Origin of the sequence: Kitasatospora sp. NPDC005856, from assembly GCF_040629945.1 — a bacterium.
GTDB lineage: Bacteria > Actinomycetota > Actinomycetes > Streptomycetales > Streptomycetaceae > Kitasatospora.
In genome coordinates this window covers 19,637-35,216 of record NZ_JBEXWT010000012.1, presented here as the reverse complement: position 1 = coordinate 35,216, position 15,580 = coordinate 19,637, and the positions used below count along the sequence as shown (strand labels likewise).

Here is a 15,580-nt window from a genome sequence, read left to right as displayed (position 1 = left end):
TTGACGGTGCCTCAGTCCATCGCTTATCTCTTTACCTATGGAAGTAGATAAAGACGACGACCGGCCCTCGCCCATCGAGTTCCGCCTGGACCCGGCCTCCGGCGTCCCGACCTACCTGCAGCTCGTGCAGCAGGTCGAACAGGCGCTGCGGATGGGCTGGTTGACGGAGGGGGACCGGCTGCCGCGGGTGCGCGAGGCGGTGGCCGGACTGGCGATCAACCCGAACACCGTGCTCAAGGCGTACCGCGAACTGGAGCACCGCGGTCTCGCGGTCGGCCGACGGGGTCAGGGCACCTTCGTCCGGGGCCTGCCGGCCGGGGTGGTGCCGTTGCGCGAACGGGCCGCGCTGCGCCGCGGACTGCTGGAGTGGATGCGCTCGGCGCGGACCGCCGGGCTGGACGAGGAGGGGATGGCCGCGGTGTTCGAGGACGCGCTGCGCGACCTGCGCGAGGGCCGGGACGGGGTGGTGGCCTGATGGCCGCGGACACGGTGATCGACTGCGCCGGGCTCGGCAAGCGCTACCGCCGCTCCTGGGCGCTGCGGGACTGCCGGCTGGCCGTCCCCGCCGGGCACGTGGTGGCCCTGGTCGGCCCGAACGGCGCCGGCAAGACCACGCTGCTCAGCCTGGCCGCCGGACTGACCCTGCCCAGCGAGGGCGCGCTGACCGTACTCGGCGACCAAGTTCCCGGCTCGCCCCGGGCGTTGGACCGGATCGGCTTCGTCGCCCAGAACGCCGCGCTCTACCCGGGCCTGCCGGTGCGCGACCTGCTCGGAATGGGCCGCCACCTCAACCGCCGCTGGGACGAGGCCCGGGCCCGGACCCATCTGGACGGCCTCGGCATCCCGCTGGACCGCAGGTACGGCCGTCTCTCCGGCGGTCAGCAGGCCCAGGTCTCGCTGGCCCTCGCGCTCGCCAAACGCCCCGAACTCCTGCTGCTGGACGAGCCGCTGGCCGCCCTCGACCCGCTCGCCCGGCACGACTTCATGGCCGTGCTGCTGACCGCCGTGGCCGAGGACGGGCTGTCGGTGGTGTTCTCCTCGCACGCCGTCAACGAGCTGCAGCAGAGCTGCGACTACCTGGTGGTGCTCGGTGGCGGCCGGGTGCAGGTGGCGGGGGAGGTGGACGACCTGCTGGGCGACCACCGGATGCTCACCGGCCCGACCGCCGAGGCCGACCGGGTGGCCGGGCAGCTGCCGGTGGTCCGCGACCGCCGGGCCGGCGCCCAGTCCCACCTGCTGGTCCGCACCGGCGGCGTGGACGCCCCGGTCTCCGGCGACTGGCGCCAGCAGCGCATCGGCCTGGAGGAGTTGGTGCTCTCCTACCTGCGCGAGCCGACCGCTTCCGCCCTCCCCGGCCCGCGCGGGTCCGTCCGTCCGAACGAGGAAGTGCTGCTGCCGTGAGCTCCCTGACCCTCGCGCCGCCCCGCTCCGCCGTCCTGCGGGCGGCCGGGCTGCGCCACCGGCCCGCGCTGCGGACGCTGCTGGGCGTCCTCGTCGGGCTGCTCCTGCTGCTGGCCGTCACCGGCTACTACCTCCACGCGGGGCTCGACCGTACCGGTGCGGTCGGGTGCGACATGGCGCTGCGGAGCTGCAACGAGCGCTGGAAGGAGTTCCTGCGCGAGTACGGTCCCGAGCTGATGGTCGGCGGGAACGTGGTGTACTTCCTGGGCGGCGCCCTCGGGGCGTTCGTCGGATCTCCGCTGCTGGCGCGGGAGTTCGAGCACGGCACGGTGCGCTTCGCCTGGACCCAGGGCGCCGGGCGAACCCGCTGGACGGTCGGCGGGCTGGTGGTGGTCGGCAGTGTGCTCGCCGTCGCGACGGCCGTGACGGCGGCGGTGCTCAACTGGTGGATCTCGCCGATGGCGGTCCACGGGGGCCGGTTCACCCCGCTGGTGTTCACCAGTGCCCCGCCCGCGCTGGTCGGCCGGGTGCTGCTGGTCTTCGCGCTGTCCGCGCTCGCGGGTGCGGTGCTGAGGCGGACGGTGGTGGCGCTGGGGATCGGGGTGGTGGCCTCGGTGGTGACCACCCTGGTCGCCGAGTCGCTGCGCTTCCACTACCGCGCACCGCTCGAGGACACCCTGCACACGCTCGCCCAGACGTCGCTCGACCACCGCTGGGAGGGCGGCCTCTGGGTCACCGACCCGGCGGGGAACCGGCTCGACCTCGGCCGGCTCTACGACCTGGGCGGCGACTACTACGGAGCCCAGAAGCTGCTGAGCGAGGGCGGCTACTCGCTGCACGAGTCCTACCAGCCGGACAGCCGCTTCTGGGCCTTCCAGTTCATCGAGTTCGGCTGGACGGCCCTGCTCGCCGTGGCCCTGTGCGCGGCGGCGGTCTGGTGGGTGCGGCGGCGGGCGTTCTGAACCCCGCCCCCCAAGATCTCTTGAAGAGGTTCCGTCAAAACCCTTGCGGGAGTGCGGCGCCAGGGCTTTTCCTACTTCTCGTTAGGAAAGTTTCCTAACGCATCGAGGATTCGGAGCGTCCCATGCGCCCTCAGCCCCGTCGTGCCCTCCGCATCGCCCTCGCCGCCGCCCTGGTGGCCGCGCCGCTGACCGTCGCGGCCACCTCGGCGGCCCAGGCCGCCCCGTCGCCGGCCGCCGCCGTCCAGCCCAAGGGGGTCGGGCTGGACGACCCGCACAAGAAGGACATCGCCATGCAGCTGGTGTCCAGCGCGGAGAACTCGTCGCTGGACTGGAAGGCCCAGTACAAGTACATCGAGGACATCAAGGACGGCCGCGGCTACACCGCCGGCATCATCGGCTTCTGCTCCGGCACCGGTGACATGCTGGATCTGGTCAAGCACTACACCGACCTCAAGCCCGGCAACGTCCTGGCCAAGTACCTGCCGGCCCTGAAGAAGGTCAACGGCACCGACTCGCACGCCGGCCTCGGCTCCGCGTTCGAGAAGGACTGGGCCGCCGCCGCCAAGGACACCGTCTTCCAGCAGGCCCAGAACGACGAGCGCGACCGGGTGTACTTCAACCCCGCCGTCCAGCAGGCCAAGAGCGACGGTCTGCGCGCGCTCGGCCAGTTCGCCTACTACGACGCCATCGTCATGCACGGCCCGGGCAACAGCTCCGACAGCTTCGGCGGCATCCGCGCGGCCGCCATGAAGAAGGCCAAGACCCCCGCCCAGGGCGGCGACGAGGCCACCTACCTCAAGGCCTTCCTGGACGCCCGCAAGGTCGTCATGAAGAAGGAGGAGGCGCACTCGGACACCAGCCGGGTCGACACCGAGCAGCTGGTCTTCCTCAACGCCAAGAACTTCGACCTCAACCCGCCGCTGAAGTGGAAGGTCTACGGCGACAGCTACGCCATCAACAGCTGACGCGAGGCCGTGCGGCGGGGCCCGGCGACCGTGAACCGGCCGCCGGGCCCCGCCGTCCCGCGCACGCCGCGGGCGTCAGGCGCTCGCGGTGTAGTCGTAGAAGCCCCGGCCGGACTTGCGGCCCAGCAGGCCGGCGTCGACCATCCGGGAGAGCAGCGGGGGAGCGGCGTACAGCGGCTCCTTGTACTCGTCGTACATCGACTCGGCGATCGAGACGATGGTGTCCAGGCCGATCAGGTCACACAGCCGCAGCGGGCCCATCGGGTGGGCGCAGCCGGCCTCCATGCCCTTGTCGATGTCGGAGGCGGTGGCCACGCCCGACTCGAACATCCGCACCGCGGACAGCAGGTACGGCACCAGCAGCGCGTTGACGACGAAGCCGGCCCGGTCGCGGGCGCGGATCGGCTCCTTGGCGAGCACCTGGGAGGCGAAGGCCTCGACCCGCTCGGTGGTGGTCGCCGAGGTGGTCAGGGTCGGGATGACCTCGACCAGCTTCTGCACCGGCGCCGGGTTGAAGAAGTGCAGGCCGATCACCTGCTCCGGGCGGGTGGTGGCGGCGGCCAGCTTCACGATCGGGATCGAGGAGGTGTTGGAGGCGAGGATCGCGTCGCGGCGCTCGACCACCCGGTCCAGGGTCTCGAAGATCTGGACCTTGATGTCCGCGCGCTCGGCGACGGCCTCGACCACCAGGTCGCGGTCGGCGAAGTCGGAGAGATCGACGGTGAAGGACAGCCGGGCCATGGCGTCGTCCCGCTGCTCGGGGGTCAGCTTGCCGCGCTTGACGGCCGTCTCCAGGGAGTTGGTCAGCCGGGTGCGGCCGAACTCCAGCGCCTCACCGCTGGCCTCCGACACCAGGACGTCCAGCCCGGCCCGGGCGAAGACCTCGGCGATGCCCGACCCCATCAGGCCGCAGCCGATCACTCCGACGCGCGCGATGTCACTCACTCAGTTGCCCTTCGACGGTGCTGGGGGTCGCCCAGCTACGGGTGGCCCAGCCAGTTGCTGGACGACGGGGCCGGTGTGCCGGAATGGGTGCACCGGTCACCGCCCCGACGACGTTACTACTCCGTACCGGCCAGTAGGTCACCCCCTCCCCGGCAGGGTGCCACCCTCGGGAATCGCCCGAACGAGTGAGGCGGCGCCCCCGGCCCCGTGTGCCCGGGGCCCGCTCCGCCCGACGCCCGACAGAATGCCGCAGACGGGAGCCGGGGCGGAAGCGGACAGGGCCGGGGACGCGAAGGGAGCACGGGGTGTCGACGGGATCGCTCGCAGGACAGGTCGCCCTGATCACCGGCGCCGGCCGGGGCATCGGCCGGGAACTCGCCATCGGCCTGGCCGCCGAGGGGATGTCCGTCGGCCTGGTCGGCCGCACCCACGAGACGCTGACCGACACCCTCAAGGAGTGCGTCAGGCGCGGCTCCCGGGGCGTCGCCGTGACCGCCGACGTCACCCGTCCCGGATCGGTGCGCGAGGCGGTCCGGCTGGTCGAGCGCGACCTCGGGCCGATCGACCTGCTGGTCAACAACGCCGGCCAGGTCGACCGCGCCGAGGTGCCGCTCTGGGAGACCGACGCCAACCAGTGGTGGCAGGTGGTCGAGACCAACCTGCGCGGCCCCTACAACCTGCTGCGCTGCGTGCTCCCCGGCATGGTCTCCCGCCGGCGCGGCCGGGTGATCAACCTCAACTCCGGCTTCGCGCTGCGCCCGGACGGCAACTACACCGCGTACGCCACCTCCAAGGGCGCGCTGCTCCAGCTCTCCGACAACATGGCGGACTCGCTGGCCCGCAACGGCGTCGTCATCCTGGACATCAGCCCGGGCGCGGTGGCCACCGACATGACCGCCGGGATGCCGATGTTCAAGGAGACCACCACCTGGGGTTCCATCCCGTACATGGTCGCGGTCACCGTGGACGCGGCCCGCGGCCGCTTCGACGGGCTGCACGGGCGCTTCATCCACGCCGGCCGGGACGACCTGGAGGAGCTGGTCAACCGGGCCGACGCGATCCGCGTCGCGGACGCCCGTACGCTGCGACTGCGCCCGTACAAGTCCGACGATCCGATGATCTGACTCGGGGCGTGTCCGAGGTGTTCCGCCTCGGGCGGTCAGGCGCAGAGCCGGCTGGCGGTCACCGGCGCGAGCCCCGCCTTGGCCAGGCCGTCCAGGATGCCGGGCAGCGCGTCCACCGTGCACTGGTGCCCCATGTGCAGCGCCACCACCGAGCCGCCGCGCACCGAGTTCAGCACCCGGCGCTGCAGGTCGGCGGCCGAGGGGTCGTTGTAGTCGCGCGGGTCGACGTCGAAGGACAGCACGTGCTCGTACCCGACCGCCCGGGCCTGCTCGCGCACCATCGGGGTGGCGTACTGCGCGGCGGAGGGGCGGAACCAGCGGCCGATCGAGCCGGTGAGCCGCTGCAGGCGCTCCGCGCACTGGGCGATCTCGGCGCGCGCCTGGTCCGGTGTCATGGCCGAGATGTTGAGGTGGTTCTGGGTGTGGTTGCCCAGCTCGTGGCCGCCGTCCAGGATCCGCCGGGCCATCTGCGGCTGCTGGTCGAGCCAGCTGCCGACCACCATCACGGTCAGCTTGGCGCCGCGCTGCTCGGCGGTCTCCAGCAGGGCGGTGGCCAGCCTGGGGTCGCCGCTGCCGTGGAAGGTGAGCGCCACGTTCTTCCCGGTGCGCGGCCCGTACGCGACCTCGGCCGGGGTCCCGGGCGCGAGCGGCGGCAGCACGGGCGGGGCCGGCGGGGCGGAGGGCTGGGCGGCGGCCGCGGCGGCGGTCGGCTCACCGGCGGGCCCGGGCTCGGCCGGGGCGGTGGGTGTGGGGGAGGCCGGACCCTCCGCGCCGTTCCAGGCCGGGTCGGTGGTGTGCTGCGGGTCCACGGTTCCGGGGTGCGCGGCGAGCGCCCCGGGGTCGGCCCGGCGGAGCGTTCCGGTGCCGCAGGCGGCGAGCAGGCCGCCGGTCGCGGCGAGGGCGGCGAGGCGGGCGGTGGTGCGCAGCACGGTGCGGCGGTCGGCAGTCATCGGCAGCCAGCATAGAGAGGACGGCTGCGGCGGGCGATCCGGCGCCGACCGGCCGCACCGGACTTGACGTGCACACACTCTGTCACCGGGTGTTGCGTAAACCTGAACTCCCGCTGTTTCGTCGCGGTGTCCTTGGATACGATCACCGCGCACCGCGTGTTGACGTGCGGTGGCCGAATTCTTCCGGCATTGCGCATTGGGGGCGGACAGCATGTACGAGGACGGCGCGGCGACCGGCCGGAGCACGGACACCGAGTGGGACTGGGCCAGAGCCGAGGACTGGCAGCCGCCGAGCGAGCTGGACACCGGCGTGCCGCACACCGCCCGGATGTACGACTACTACCTCGGCGGCAAGGACAACTTCGAGGCCGACCGCAAGGCCGCCCAGGCCGCGATATCCGCCTACCCCGCGCTGCCGCTGCTGGCCCGCACCAACCGGCAGTTCCTCGGCCGCGCCGTGGAGTTCGTCGCCGGCCGGGGCGTGCGCCAGTTCGTCGACATCGGCACCGGCATCCCGGCGGTCGGCTCCACCAGCGAGGTCGCCCAGCGGGTCGCCCCGGACGCCCGGGTGGTGTACGTGGACAACGACCCGATCGTCGCCACCCACGCCCGCGCCCTGCTGGCGAGCCACCCCGCCGGGCACACCTCGGTGATCGAGGCCGACCTGCGCGACCCGGCCGCGATCCTCGGCCACCCCGCGCTGGCCGGCGCCGTCGACCTCTCCCAGCCGGTCGCGCTGATGCTGGTCGCCGTGCTGCACTTCATCCGCGACGAGGAGGGCGCGCAGCAGATCGTCCGCACCCTGCGCGACGCGCTCGCCCCGGGCAGCGCCCTGATCCTCTCCCACGGCAGCCCCGACTTCGCCTCCCGCGAGAGCGCCTCCGAGGGCACCCGGATCTACCGCAGCGCCAGCGCCCCGCTCGTGCTGCGCCCGCGCTCCGGCGTCGAGCCCTTCTTCGGCGACTTCGAGTTCGCCGGCCCCGGGCTCGTCCAGCTCCCGCTCTGGCGCCCCACCGCCGGTCACGTGGCCACCTCCGAACTCCCCGAGGGCTGGCAGGACGTCTCGGCGTACGCCGGTGTCGCCTTCAAGAAGTAGCGCCCCCGGCCGTTCGTCACGGTCCGGCCCCGGCGCCTCCCTCCTGCGCCGGGCCCGGACCGTCGAAGCCTACGAACCCCCACTGACAGTCCCTCAGTGCCCCGGCTACCCTGCGGCGTGACCACCACCGACCTGCCCCCGCTGCCCGCGGACGCCGCCGAACTCCTGCGCGCCGTCGGCGCCCCGCCCCGCCTGGTCGCCCACCTCGCCCTGGTGCACGAGGTGGCCGAGGAGATCGCCGGGTTCTGCGCCCGTCAGGGCCTGGTCTTCGACCGCGAGGCCGTCCGGTACGGCGCGGCCACCCACGACATCGGCAAGACCGTCCACCCCGAGGAGCTCTCCGCCCCCGGCTCCCTGCACGAGCCCGCCGGGTACGCCCTGCTGCTCGCCCACGGCGTCCCCGAGCACCTCGCCCGCTTCGCCCGCAGCCACGCGAGCTGGGACGAACCCGGTGTCACCGTCGAGTCGCTGCTGGTCAGCCTGGCCGACAAGGCCTGGAAGAACAAGCGGGTCCGGGAACTGGAGGACCTGGTGGTCGAGCGGCTCGCCGCCGCCGGCGGGCGGGAGCGGTGGGAGGCCTTCCTCGCCCTGGACGACCTGCTCACCCGGATCGGGGAGGGAGCCCCGCGGCGGCTCGCCGTCCAGGCCGCCCACCCGGTGCGGACCGGGTGAAAAAGGGCGCGACACCACGGGCGGGCCGGTGTTAGCTTCCGCCGCATGGAACCCCTGAGTGAGAACGAGATCCGCGCGTCCTTCGTCAACTGCTCCAAGGGCGAGGCCCGTCGGCTCAACCTTCCCCGGGGCCTGGCGGAACTGCCCTGGGAGCACCTGGACTTCCTCGGCTGGCGGGACCAGGGCGCGCCCGACCGGGCGTACCTGGTGGCACCGTACGAGGGCGAGCTCGTCGGCGTGACGCTGCGCTCGCCGGTGATCCGGCGCAGCCTGACCAAGACCAACGTGTGCTCGCTGTGCATCACCGCGCACGCCGGGTCGGGGGTCGCGCTGCTCGCCGCCCGCCGGGCGGGGGCGGCCGGGCGCGAGGGCAACACCGTCGGCACCTACATCTGCGCCGACCTCGCCTGCTCGCTCTACGTGCGCGGGCTGAAGAAGTCCACCCTGGTCACCCGGCCCGACGAGTCGCTGCCGCTGGAGCTGCAGATCGACCGTACGGTGGGCAACCTGGGCGGCTTCCTCGCCAAGGTGCTCGCCACCGCGGCCGTGTAGCGGCCCCCGTACCTCTCCGTGCCCGCGCGGCGCAGTTCCCGGACGGCCCGGTCCCAGTACGGCCCGGTGTCCGGACGGCGCGGTGCCCGTACGGCCCGGTCCCCGTACCGCTCACTGCCCGCGCAGCTGGTCCAGCTCGCGGCGCTCCCGCTTGGTCGGCCGCCCGGCTCCCCGGTCCCGCGTCCCGGCCGCCGCGACGAACTCGCGCGGCGGCCGCGGCGGGCTGTTGTCGACCAGGCACTGCGCCGCGACCTCGGCGCCGACCCGCTTGCGGATCAGCTTCTGCACCACGACGACGCGTTCGTAGCCCTCCTCGCGGACCCGCACCTCGTCCCCGGGCTTCAGCGACTGGGCCGGTTTGGCCCGCTCGCCGTTCACCTTGACGTGACCGGCCCGGCAGGCGGCCGCCGCCAGCGCCCGCGTCTTGACCAGCCGGACCGACCAGATCCAGCTGTCCACCCGCACGCTTCCCTCGTGTTCAGCCATCCCCGGAGCCTACCCAAGGCCGGCCGCCGCTCCGCGCTACGCGGCGGGCGGCGCCTCCTGGACCGCCCAGCCGTTCCCGTCCGGGTCGTTGAAGAACACGAAGTTGTTCCACGCCTCGCCGTGCCCGTCCACCCGGCCCCCCGCCACGAAGTGCTGGACCGGGCTGACCTCCACGCCCCGCGCCGCCAGTTCGGCGTGCGCCTTCTCGATGTCCCGCACCACCAGCTGGAGGCCCTTGACCGATCCGGGCGGCGAGTCGATCACCCCGTTGCCCACCACGATGGAGCAGGGCGAGCCGGGCGGAGTCAGCTGGACCACCCGGGTCCCGTCCCGCAGCAGGGTGTCGTGGTCGACGGTGAACCCGGCCCGCTCCTCGTAGAAGAGCTTCGCGCGGTCCACGTCCGACACCGGGACCACCACGACTTCGAGTCTCCACTCCATCGCCCTCACCCCTCTCGGTCGGGCTCTTCCAGTATCCGTCCGTAATCGCTCCCGGGGGCCGTCGGATAGCCTGAGAACACGATGAATCCCCAGACCACGCGCGCCGCGACCCCGCCGGAAACCCCCTTCGCCACCCCGTGGGGCGCCTTCGAGCTCACCCGCTTCCCCGTGGACCCGCGCGAGCGGCTGCGGGCCTGGGACGCCGCCGACGAGTACCTGCTGCGCCACCTCGCGGGCGAGACCGACAGCGCGGCCGGCGCCGCGACCGAGCTGGCCGGCCGCACGGTCGCCGTCCTCGGCGACCGCTGGGGCGCGCTGACCACCGCGCTCGCCGGGTACCGGCCGGTCCAGATCGCCGACTCCCACCTCGGCCGGCAGGCCACCCTGGCCAATCTGGCCCGGGCCGGCGCCGCCGTCGACGAGGCCCGGCTGCTCACCACCCGGGACGCCCCGCCGGAGCGGATCGACGTGCTGCTGGTGCGCGTCCCCAAGAGCCTGGCCCTGCTGGAGGACCAGCTGCACCGGCTCGCCCCGGCGCTCCACGAGGGCACCGTGGTGATCGGCGCCGGCATGGTCACCGAGATCCACACCTCCACGCTCCAGCTCTTCGAGCGGATCCTCGGCCCGACCCGCACCTCGCTGGCCGTCCGCAAGGCCCGGCTGATCCTCTGCACCCCGGACCGGACGCTGGATCCCGGCCCCAACCCGTGGCCGCACCGCTACGCGCTGCCGTCGGACATCGGTGCCGCCTCCGGCCGTACGGTCGTCAACCACGCGGGCACCTTCTGCGCCGACCGGCTGGACATCGGCACCCGCTTCTTCCTGGCCCACCTGCCCGTCCCCGCCCCCGGCGCCCGGGTGGTGGACCTCGGCTGCGGCAACGGCGTGGTCGGTACGGCCGCCGCGCTGGCCGGGTCCGGCGCGGAGCTGGTCTTCGTGGACGAGTCGCACCAGGCGGTGGCCTCCGCCGAGGAGACCTTCCGCGGCAACCTGGGCCCGGACGCCCCGGCCGAGTTCCTGACCGCCGACGCCCTGGCGCCGGACGTGATCGCCGCCGGCTCGGTGGACCTGGTGCTCAACAACCCGCCGTTCCACTCCCACCAGGCCACCACCGACGCCACCGCCTGGCGGATGTTCACCGGCGCCAAGCGGGCGCTGCGGCCGGGCGGGGAACTCTGGGTGGTCGGCAACCGCCACCTCGGCTACCACGTCAAGCTGCGCCGCCTCTTCGGCAACTGCCGACTCGTCGACGGGAACCCCAAGTTCGTGGTGCTGCGGGCCGTCAAGCGCTGACTCCGCCGCCCCGCCCCGGCGGGGTTCCGGCACATACTCCTTGCATGAATTTTCCGCCACGCGTATATTCATGCCAAGACGAAGGAGGAACGCCATGGCATTGCGAGTCGCCGTCGCCGGCGCGAGCGGTTACGCGGGCGGTGAGGTGCTGCGCCTGCTGCTCGGCCACCCCGAGGTGGAGATCGGGGCGCTGACCGGCGGCTCGAACGCGGGCACCCGACTGGGCGCGCTCCAGCCCCACCTCCTCCCGCTCGCCGACCGCGTGCTCGAAGCCACCACCCCCGAGGTGCTGGCCGACCACGACGTGGTCTTCCTGGCGCTGCCGCACGGCCAGTCCGCCGCCGTCGCCGAGGAGCTCGGCCCGAACGTCCTGGTGATCGACTGCGGCGCCGACTTCCGGCTCAAGGCCGCCGCCGACTGGGAACAGTTCTACGGCTCCGCGCACGCCGGCACCTGGCCCTACGGCCTGCCCGAACTCCCCGGCCACCGTGCCGCGTTGAAGGGCAGCAACCGGATCGCCGTGCCCGGCTGCTACCCGACGGCCGTCTCCCTGGCGCTGTTCCCCGCGTACGCCGCACAACTCGCCGAGCCGGAGGCCGTGGTGGTCGCCGCCTCCGGCACCTCCGGCGCCGGCAAGGCCGCCAAGCCGCACCTGCTGGGCAGCGAGGTGATGGGCAGCGTCAGCCCGTACGGCGTCGGCGGCGTCCACCGGCACACCCCGGAGATGGCGCAGAACCTCACCCCGCTCGCGGGCGAGCCGGTCACCGTCTCCTTCACCCCCACCCTCGTCCCGATGCCGCGCGGCATCCTCGCCACCTGCTCGGCCAAGGCCAGGCCGGGGGTGACGGCGCAGAGCCTGCGCGCCGCCTACGCCGAGGCGTTCGCGGACGAGCCCTTCGTCCACCTGCTGCCCGAGGGGCAGTGGCCGCAGACCAGCAGCGTCTACGGCGCCAACACCGCCCTGGTCCAGGTCGCCCTGGACGCCGCCGCCGGGCGGATCATCGCGATCAGCGCGATCGACAACCTGGTCAAGGGCACCGCCGGCGGCGCGGTGCAGAGCATGAACATCGCCCTCGGCCTGCCCGAGGAGCTCGGCCTTCCCGTGAACGGAGTCGCACCGTGAGCACGACCACGAACGTCGGAGTGACGGCGGCCAAGGGCTTCCGCGCCGCCGGTGTGACCGCCGGCATCAAGGCCTCCGGCACCCCCGACCTCGCCCTGGTGGTCAACGACGGCCCCTCGCTCGCGGCCGCCGGCGTCTTCACCGCCAACCGGGTCAAGGCCGCGCCGGTGCTCTGGTCCGAGCAGGTCCTCAAGGGCGGCCGGGTCTCCGCCGTCGTCCTCAACTCCGGTGGCGCCAACGCCTGCACCGGCCCGCTCGGCTTCCAGGACACCCACGCCACCGCGGAGAAGGTCGCCGCGGAGCTGGAGCTCAACGCCGGCGAGGTCGCCGTCGCCTCCACCGGCCTGATCGGCGTACGGCTGCCGATGGACCTCCTGCTGCCCGGCGTCACCCTGGCCGCCGCCGAGCTCGGCGAGACCGGTGGCGAGGACGCCGCGATCGCCATCAAGACCACCGACACGGTGCACAAGACCGCCCAGTACACCAGCCCGGCCGGCTGGACCGTCGGCGGCATGGCCAAGGGCGCGGGCATGCTCGCCCCGAGCCTCGCCACCATGCTGGTCGTCCTCACCACCGACGCCGATCTGGACAGCGCCGCCCTGGACGCCGCACTGCGCGGCGCCACCCGCACCACCTTCGACCGGATCGACTCCGACGGCTGCATGTCGACCAACGACACCGTGCTGCTGCTCGCCTCCGCCGCCTCCGGTGTCGTCCCGGAGCAGGCCGAGTTCGCCGAGGCCGTCCGCACCGTCAGCGCCGACCTGGCCCGCCAGCTGATCGGCGACGCGGAGGGCGCGAGCAAGGAGATCCGGATCGACGTCACCGGCGCCGCCACCGAGGACGAGGCGGTCGAGGTCGCCCGGACGATCAGCCGCAACAACCTGCTCAAGTGCGCCATCCACGGCGAGGACCCCAACTGGGGCCGGGTGCTGGCCGCGATCGGCACCACCGCCGCCGCCTTCGACCCGAACGAGCTGGACGTCGCCATCAACGGCGTCTGGGTCTGCAAGGCGGGCGGCGTGGGCGAGGACCGCGACCTGGTGGACATGAAGGGCCGCGAGGTCGTCATCACCGCGAACCTCAACGCCGGGACGGCGGGCGCCACGCTGTGGACCAACGACCTGACGGCCGACTACGTTCACGAGAACAGCGCCTACTCGACCTGATCCGCGTCACTTCGTCCGCGGCACCCTGATCCGCGACACCTGATCCGCTGATCCGCGACAGGTCCGCGACAGGTCCGCGACAGGTCCGCGGCACCCTGATCCGCGACACCTGATCCGCGACACCTGATCCGCGACATTCTCCCCCAGCCTGCGGCCGGGGGGACCCCCATCGACGAGGGAATCCCGTGCAGATCGCACCCAAGGGCGAACAGGCCCGCAACAACACCGCGTTGCCCAAGGCCATGACGCTGATCGAGGCGCTGCCGTGGCTGGAGCGCTTCCACGGCAAGACCGTCGTGATCAAGTTCGGCGGCAACGCGATGGTGGACGACAGCCTCAAGGCCGCCTTCGCCCAGGACGTCGTCTTCCTGCGCTACGCCGGCCTGCACCCCGTCGTGGTCCACGGCGGCGGCCCCCAGATCAGCGCCCAACTCGACCGGCTGGGCCTGGAGTCGAGCTTCACCAACGGCCTGCGGGTCACCACTCCGGAGACCATGGACGTGGTCCGGATGGTGCTGGCCGGCCAGGTGCAGCGCGAGCTGGTCGGCCTGCTCAACGAGCACGGCCCGTTCGCGGTCGGCATGACCGGCGAGGACGCCCACACCATGACGGCGGTCAAGCGCTACGCGGTGGTGGACGGCGAGCAGGTCGACATCGGCCTGGTCGGCGACATCGTCAACATCGAGGCCGGCGCGGTGAAGGCGATGATCGCCGACGGCCGCATCCCGGTCATCTCCTCGATCGCCCGCGGCACCGACGGCCACGTCTACAACATCAACGCCGACACCGCCGCCGCCGCCCTCGCGGTCGCGCTCGGCGCCGAGATGCTCGTCGTCCTCACCGACGTCGAGGGCCTCTACAAGGACTGGCCGAACTCCGACGACGTGATCAGCCAGCTCACCGCGAGCGAGCTGGAGGAACTGCTGCCCGGCCTGGCCACCGGCATGCTCCCCAAGATGGAGGGCTGCCTGCGCGCCGTCCGCTCCGGCGTGGGCACCGCCCGCGTGCTGGACGGCCGGGTCCAGCACAGCCTGCTGCTGGAGATCTTCACCGACGAGGGCATCGGCACGATGGTCGTGCCGGACGACGAAGCGACCGTGACCGGGGGACTGGCATGACCGGCGGGACCGACAACACCGCGAGCACCGAGAGCACCGGCACGGCCGGTACGGCCGGCGCGACGCACAACGAGCAGCTCGCCGACCGGTGGCAGCACTCCTTCACCGACAACTACGGCACCCCCCGCATCCCGTTGGTGCGCGGCGAGGGCAGCAAGCTCTGGGACGCCGACGGCAAGGAGTACACCGACCTGCTCGGCGGCATCGCCGTCAACGCCCTGGGTACCGCCCACCCCGCCGTCGTCGAGGCCGTGAGCCGGCAGATCGCCACCCTCGGCCACGTCTCCAACCTCTTCATGGCCGAGCCCACCATCGCCCTCGCCGAGCGGCTGCTGCAGCTGGACGGCCGCCCGGGCGGCCGGGTGTTCTTCTGCAACTCCGGCGCCGAGGCCAACGAGGCCGCCTTCAAGATCAGCCGGCGGACCGGCCGCACCCACCTGGTCGCCCTCCAGGGCGGCTTCCACGGCCGCACCATGGGCGCCCTGGCGCTCACCGGCCAGCCCGCCAAGCAGGACCCGTTCCGCCCGCTGCCCGGCGACGTCACCCACGTCCCGTTCGGCGACGTCGAGGCGCTGCGCGCGGCCGTCACCACCGAGACCGCCGCCGTCTTCCTGGAGCCGATCCAGGGCGAGAACGGCGCCGTCCCGCTGCCCGAGGGCTACCTGCGGGCGGCGCGCGAGATCACCCGGGCCACCGGCACCCTGCTGGTCCTGGACGAGATCCAGACCGGTGTCGGCCGCACCGGCCACTGGTTCGCCCACCAGGCCCACGAGGGCGTGGAGCCGGACGTCGTCACCCTGGCCAAGGCGCTCGGCGGCGGTCTGCCGATGGGCGCGGTGCTCGCCTTCGGGCCGGCCGCCGACCTGCTCACCCCGGGCCAGCACGGCACCACCTTCGGCGGCAACCCGGTGGCCGCCGCGGCCGGGCTCGCGGTGCTGGACACCATCGAGTCGGAGGGCCTGCTGGAGCACACCCGCAAGCTGGGCGAGCGGCTGCGGCACGGTGTGGAGGCGCTCGGCGACCCGCTGGTCTCGCACGTGCGCGGGGCGGGCCTGCTGCTGGGCATCGTGCTCACCGAGCCGGTCGCGGCCCGGGTCCAGGCCGCCGCGCAGGAGGCGGGCTTCCTGGTCAACGCGGCCGTTGCGGACGCCGTCCGGCTGGCCCCGCCGCTGGTGCTGACCGAGCAGGAGGCGGACGCCTTCCTGGCCGCGTTGCCGGACATCCTCCGGACGGTGCGCGAGGGCGCCCCGGCCGATGCGAGTTGACCGTCGTCCGGGAGAATA

17 protein-coding genes are annotated in these 15,580 nt (G+C 73.1%); 13 read left to right on the top strand and 4 right to left on the bottom strand.

Going from position 1 to position 15,580, the window contains the following annotated elements; all coding sequences use genetic code 11:
- Positions 1–37: 37 nt before the first annotated feature.
- The 4 genes from ABZ449_RS10075 to ABZ449_RS10060 all read left to right on the top strand — a co-directional run bounded on the left by ABZ449_RS10075 (position 38) and on the right by ABZ449_RS10060 (position 3,328).
- Entirely contained in the window at positions 38–475 is a 438-nt protein-coding gene (locus tag ABZ449_RS10075; protein ID WP_360343151.1) for a GntR family transcriptional regulator, read from the top strand.
- Positions 475–1,401, top strand: a complete 927-nt coding sequence (locus tag ABZ449_RS10070) for an ABC transporter ATP-binding protein (protein WP_360343148.1) — start codon at positions 475–477, stop codon at positions 1,399–1,401. The genes ABZ449_RS10075 and ABZ449_RS10070 overlap by 1 nt, the downstream gene beginning before the upstream one ends.
- Positions 1,398–2,363 carry an ABC transporter permease subunit gene (locus tag ABZ449_RS10065; protein WP_360343145.1) on the top strand — a complete coding sequence of 322 codons (966 nt, stop codon included), beginning with the start codon at positions 1,398–1,400 and terminating at the stop codon, positions 2,361–2,363. Before ABZ449_RS10070 ends, ABZ449_RS10065 begins: the two co-directional genes overlap by 4 nt.
- Before the next feature lie 122 nt (positions 2,364–2,485).
- Positions 2,486–3,328, top strand: a complete 843-nt coding sequence (locus tag ABZ449_RS10060; RefSeq protein ID WP_360343142.1) for a chitosanase — start codon at positions 2,486–2,488, stop codon at positions 3,326–3,328.
- A 75-nt stretch (positions 3,329–3,403) separates the two neighbouring features.
- Here ABZ449_RS10060 and ABZ449_RS10055 read toward each other — a convergent pair whose 3' ends face one another.
- On the bottom strand, positions 3,404–4,273 hold the full coding sequence (locus ABZ449_RS10055; protein WP_360343139.1) for a 3-hydroxybutyryl-CoA dehydrogenase: 870 nt from the start codon (positions 4,271–4,273) through the stop codon (positions 3,404–3,406).
- A gap of 305 nt (positions 4,274–4,578) precedes the next feature.
- On the opposite strand from ABZ449_RS10055, the gene ABZ449_RS10050 reads away from it, so the two are divergent.
- Positions 4,579–5,397: an SDR family oxidoreductase gene (locus ABZ449_RS10050; protein ID WP_360343136.1), complete on the top strand. Its 819-nt coding sequence runs from the start codon at positions 4,579–4,581 to the stop codon at positions 5,395–5,397.
- Between the two features lie 35 nt (positions 5,398–5,432).
- On the opposite strand, the gene ABZ449_RS10045 is transcribed toward ABZ449_RS10050, so the two are convergent.
- Positions 5,433–6,347 (bottom strand): polysaccharide deacetylase family protein, encoded by a 915-nt coding sequence (locus ABZ449_RS10045; RefSeq protein WP_360343133.1) that lies wholly within the window; start codon positions 6,345–6,347, stop codon positions 5,433–5,435.
- 211 nt (positions 6,348–6,558) lie between these two features.
- Here ABZ449_RS10045 and ABZ449_RS10040 point away from each other — a divergent pair, with 211 nt between their 5' ends.
- The 3 genes from ABZ449_RS10040 to ABZ449_RS10030 all read left to right on the top strand — a co-directional run bounded on the left by ABZ449_RS10040 (position 6,559) and on the right by ABZ449_RS10030 (position 8,667).
- Positions 6,559–7,443, top strand: a complete 885-nt coding sequence (locus ABZ449_RS10040) for an SAM-dependent methyltransferase (RefSeq protein WP_360343130.1) — start codon at positions 6,559–6,561, stop codon at positions 7,441–7,443.
- 117 nt (positions 7,444–7,560) lie between these two features.
- On the top strand, positions 7,561–8,115 hold the full coding sequence (locus tag ABZ449_RS10035) for an HD domain-containing protein (protein WP_360343127.1): 555 nt from the start codon (positions 7,561–7,563) through the stop codon (positions 8,113–8,115).
- Positions 8,116–8,160: 45 nt separating this feature from the next.
- Complete coding sequence (locus ABZ449_RS10030) at positions 8,161–8,667, top strand: FBP domain-containing protein (protein ID WP_360343124.1); 507 nt, start codon at positions 8,161–8,163, stop codon at positions 8,665–8,667.
- A 111-nt stretch (positions 8,668–8,778) separates the two neighbouring features.
- Here ABZ449_RS10030 and ABZ449_RS10025 read toward each other — a convergent pair whose 3' ends face one another.
- Together ABZ449_RS10025 and ABZ449_RS10020 are read right to left on the bottom strand one after the other, a co-directional pair.
- Entirely contained in the window at positions 8,779–9,153 is a 375-nt protein-coding gene (locus ABZ449_RS10025) for a S4 domain-containing protein (RefSeq protein ID WP_360343121.1), read from the bottom strand.
- Positions 9,154–9,189: 36 nt separating this feature from the next.
- Positions 9,190–9,594 carry a VOC family protein gene (locus tag ABZ449_RS10020; RefSeq protein WP_360343118.1) on the bottom strand — a complete coding sequence of 135 codons (405 nt, stop codon included), beginning with the start codon at positions 9,592–9,594 and terminating at the stop codon, positions 9,190–9,192.
- 81 nt (positions 9,595–9,675) lie between these two features.
- On the opposite strand from ABZ449_RS10020, the gene ABZ449_RS10015 reads away from it, so the two are divergent.
- The 5 genes from ABZ449_RS10015 to ABZ449_RS09995 all read left to right on the top strand — a co-directional run bounded on the left by ABZ449_RS10015 (position 9,676) and on the right by ABZ449_RS09995 (position 15,562).
- Complete coding sequence (locus tag ABZ449_RS10015; RefSeq protein ID WP_360343115.1) at positions 9,676–10,887, top strand: methyltransferase; 1,212 nt, start codon at positions 9,676–9,678, stop codon at positions 10,885–10,887.
- Between the two features lie 94 nt (positions 10,888–10,981).
- Entirely contained in the window at positions 10,982–12,010 is a 1,029-nt protein-coding gene (argC, locus tag ABZ449_RS10010; RefSeq protein WP_360343112.1) for an N-acetyl-gamma-glutamyl-phosphate reductase, read from the top strand.
- Complete coding sequence (gene argJ / locus ABZ449_RS10005) at positions 12,007–13,179, top strand: bifunctional glutamate N-acetyltransferase/amino-acid acetyltransferase ArgJ (RefSeq protein ID WP_360343109.1); 1,173 nt, start codon at positions 12,007–12,009, stop codon at positions 13,177–13,179. The genes argC and argJ overlap by 4 nt, the downstream gene beginning before the upstream one ends.
- Positions 13,180–13,421: 242 nt before the next feature.
- Entirely contained in the window at positions 13,422–14,297 is an 876-nt protein-coding gene (gene argB, locus ABZ449_RS10000) for an acetylglutamate kinase (protein ID WP_360343403.1), read from the top strand.
- Positions 14,294–15,562 (top strand): acetylornithine transaminase, encoded by a 1,269-nt coding sequence (locus ABZ449_RS09995; RefSeq protein ID WP_360343106.1) that lies wholly within the window; start codon positions 14,294–14,296, stop codon positions 15,560–15,562. The genes argB and ABZ449_RS09995 overlap by 4 nt, the downstream gene beginning before the upstream one ends.
- Positions 15,563–15,580 lie beyond the last annotated feature (18 nt).

Excerpts from the sequence above, each read along its gene's own strand:
- ABZ449_RS10015 (WP_360343115.1), top strand. The coding sequence starts at position 9,676 with ATGAATCCCCAGACCACGCGCGCCGCGACCCCGCCGGAAACCCCCTTC.
- argC (WP_360343112.1), top strand. The coding sequence starts at position 10,982 with ATGGCATTGCGAGTCGCCGTCGCCGGCGCGAGCGGTTACGCGGGCGGT.
- ABZ449_RS10030 (WP_360343124.1), top strand. The coding sequence starts at position 8,161 with ATGGAACCCCTGAGTGAGAACGAGATCCGCGCGTCCTTCGTCAACTGC.
- ABZ449_RS10040 (WP_360343130.1), top strand. The coding sequence starts at position 6,559 with ATGTACGAGGACGGCGCGGCGACCGGCCGGAGCACGGACACCGAGTGG.
- ABZ449_RS10020 (WP_360343118.1), bottom strand. The coding sequence starts at position 9,594 with ATGGAGTGGAGACTCGAAGTCGTGGTGGTCCCGGTGTCGGACGTGGAC.
- ABZ449_RS10075 (WP_360343151.1), top strand. The coding sequence starts at position 38 with ATGGAAGTAGATAAAGACGACGACCGGCCCTCGCCCATCGAGTTCCGC.
- ABZ449_RS10025 (WP_360343121.1), bottom strand. The coding sequence starts at position 9,153 with ATGGCTGAACACGAGGGAAGCGTGCGGGTGGACAGCTGGATCTGGTCG.
- ABZ449_RS10060 (WP_360343142.1), top strand. The coding sequence starts at position 2,486 with ATGCGCCCTCAGCCCCGTCGTGCCCTCCGCATCGCCCTCGCCGCCGCC.
- ABZ449_RS10070 (WP_360343148.1), top strand. The coding sequence starts at position 475 with ATGGCCGCGGACACGGTGATCGACTGCGCCGGGCTCGGCAAGCGCTAC.
- ABZ449_RS10045 (WP_360343133.1), bottom strand. The coding sequence starts at position 6,347 with ATGACTGCCGACCGCCGCACCGTGCTGCGCACCACCGCCCGCCTCGCC.
- argB (WP_360343403.1), top strand. The coding sequence starts at position 13,422 with ATGACGCTGATCGAGGCGCTGCCGTGGCTGGAGCGCTTCCACGGCAAG.
- ABZ449_RS09995 (WP_360343106.1), top strand. The coding sequence starts at position 14,294 with ATGACCGGCGGGACCGACAACACCGCGAGCACCGAGAGCACCGGCACG.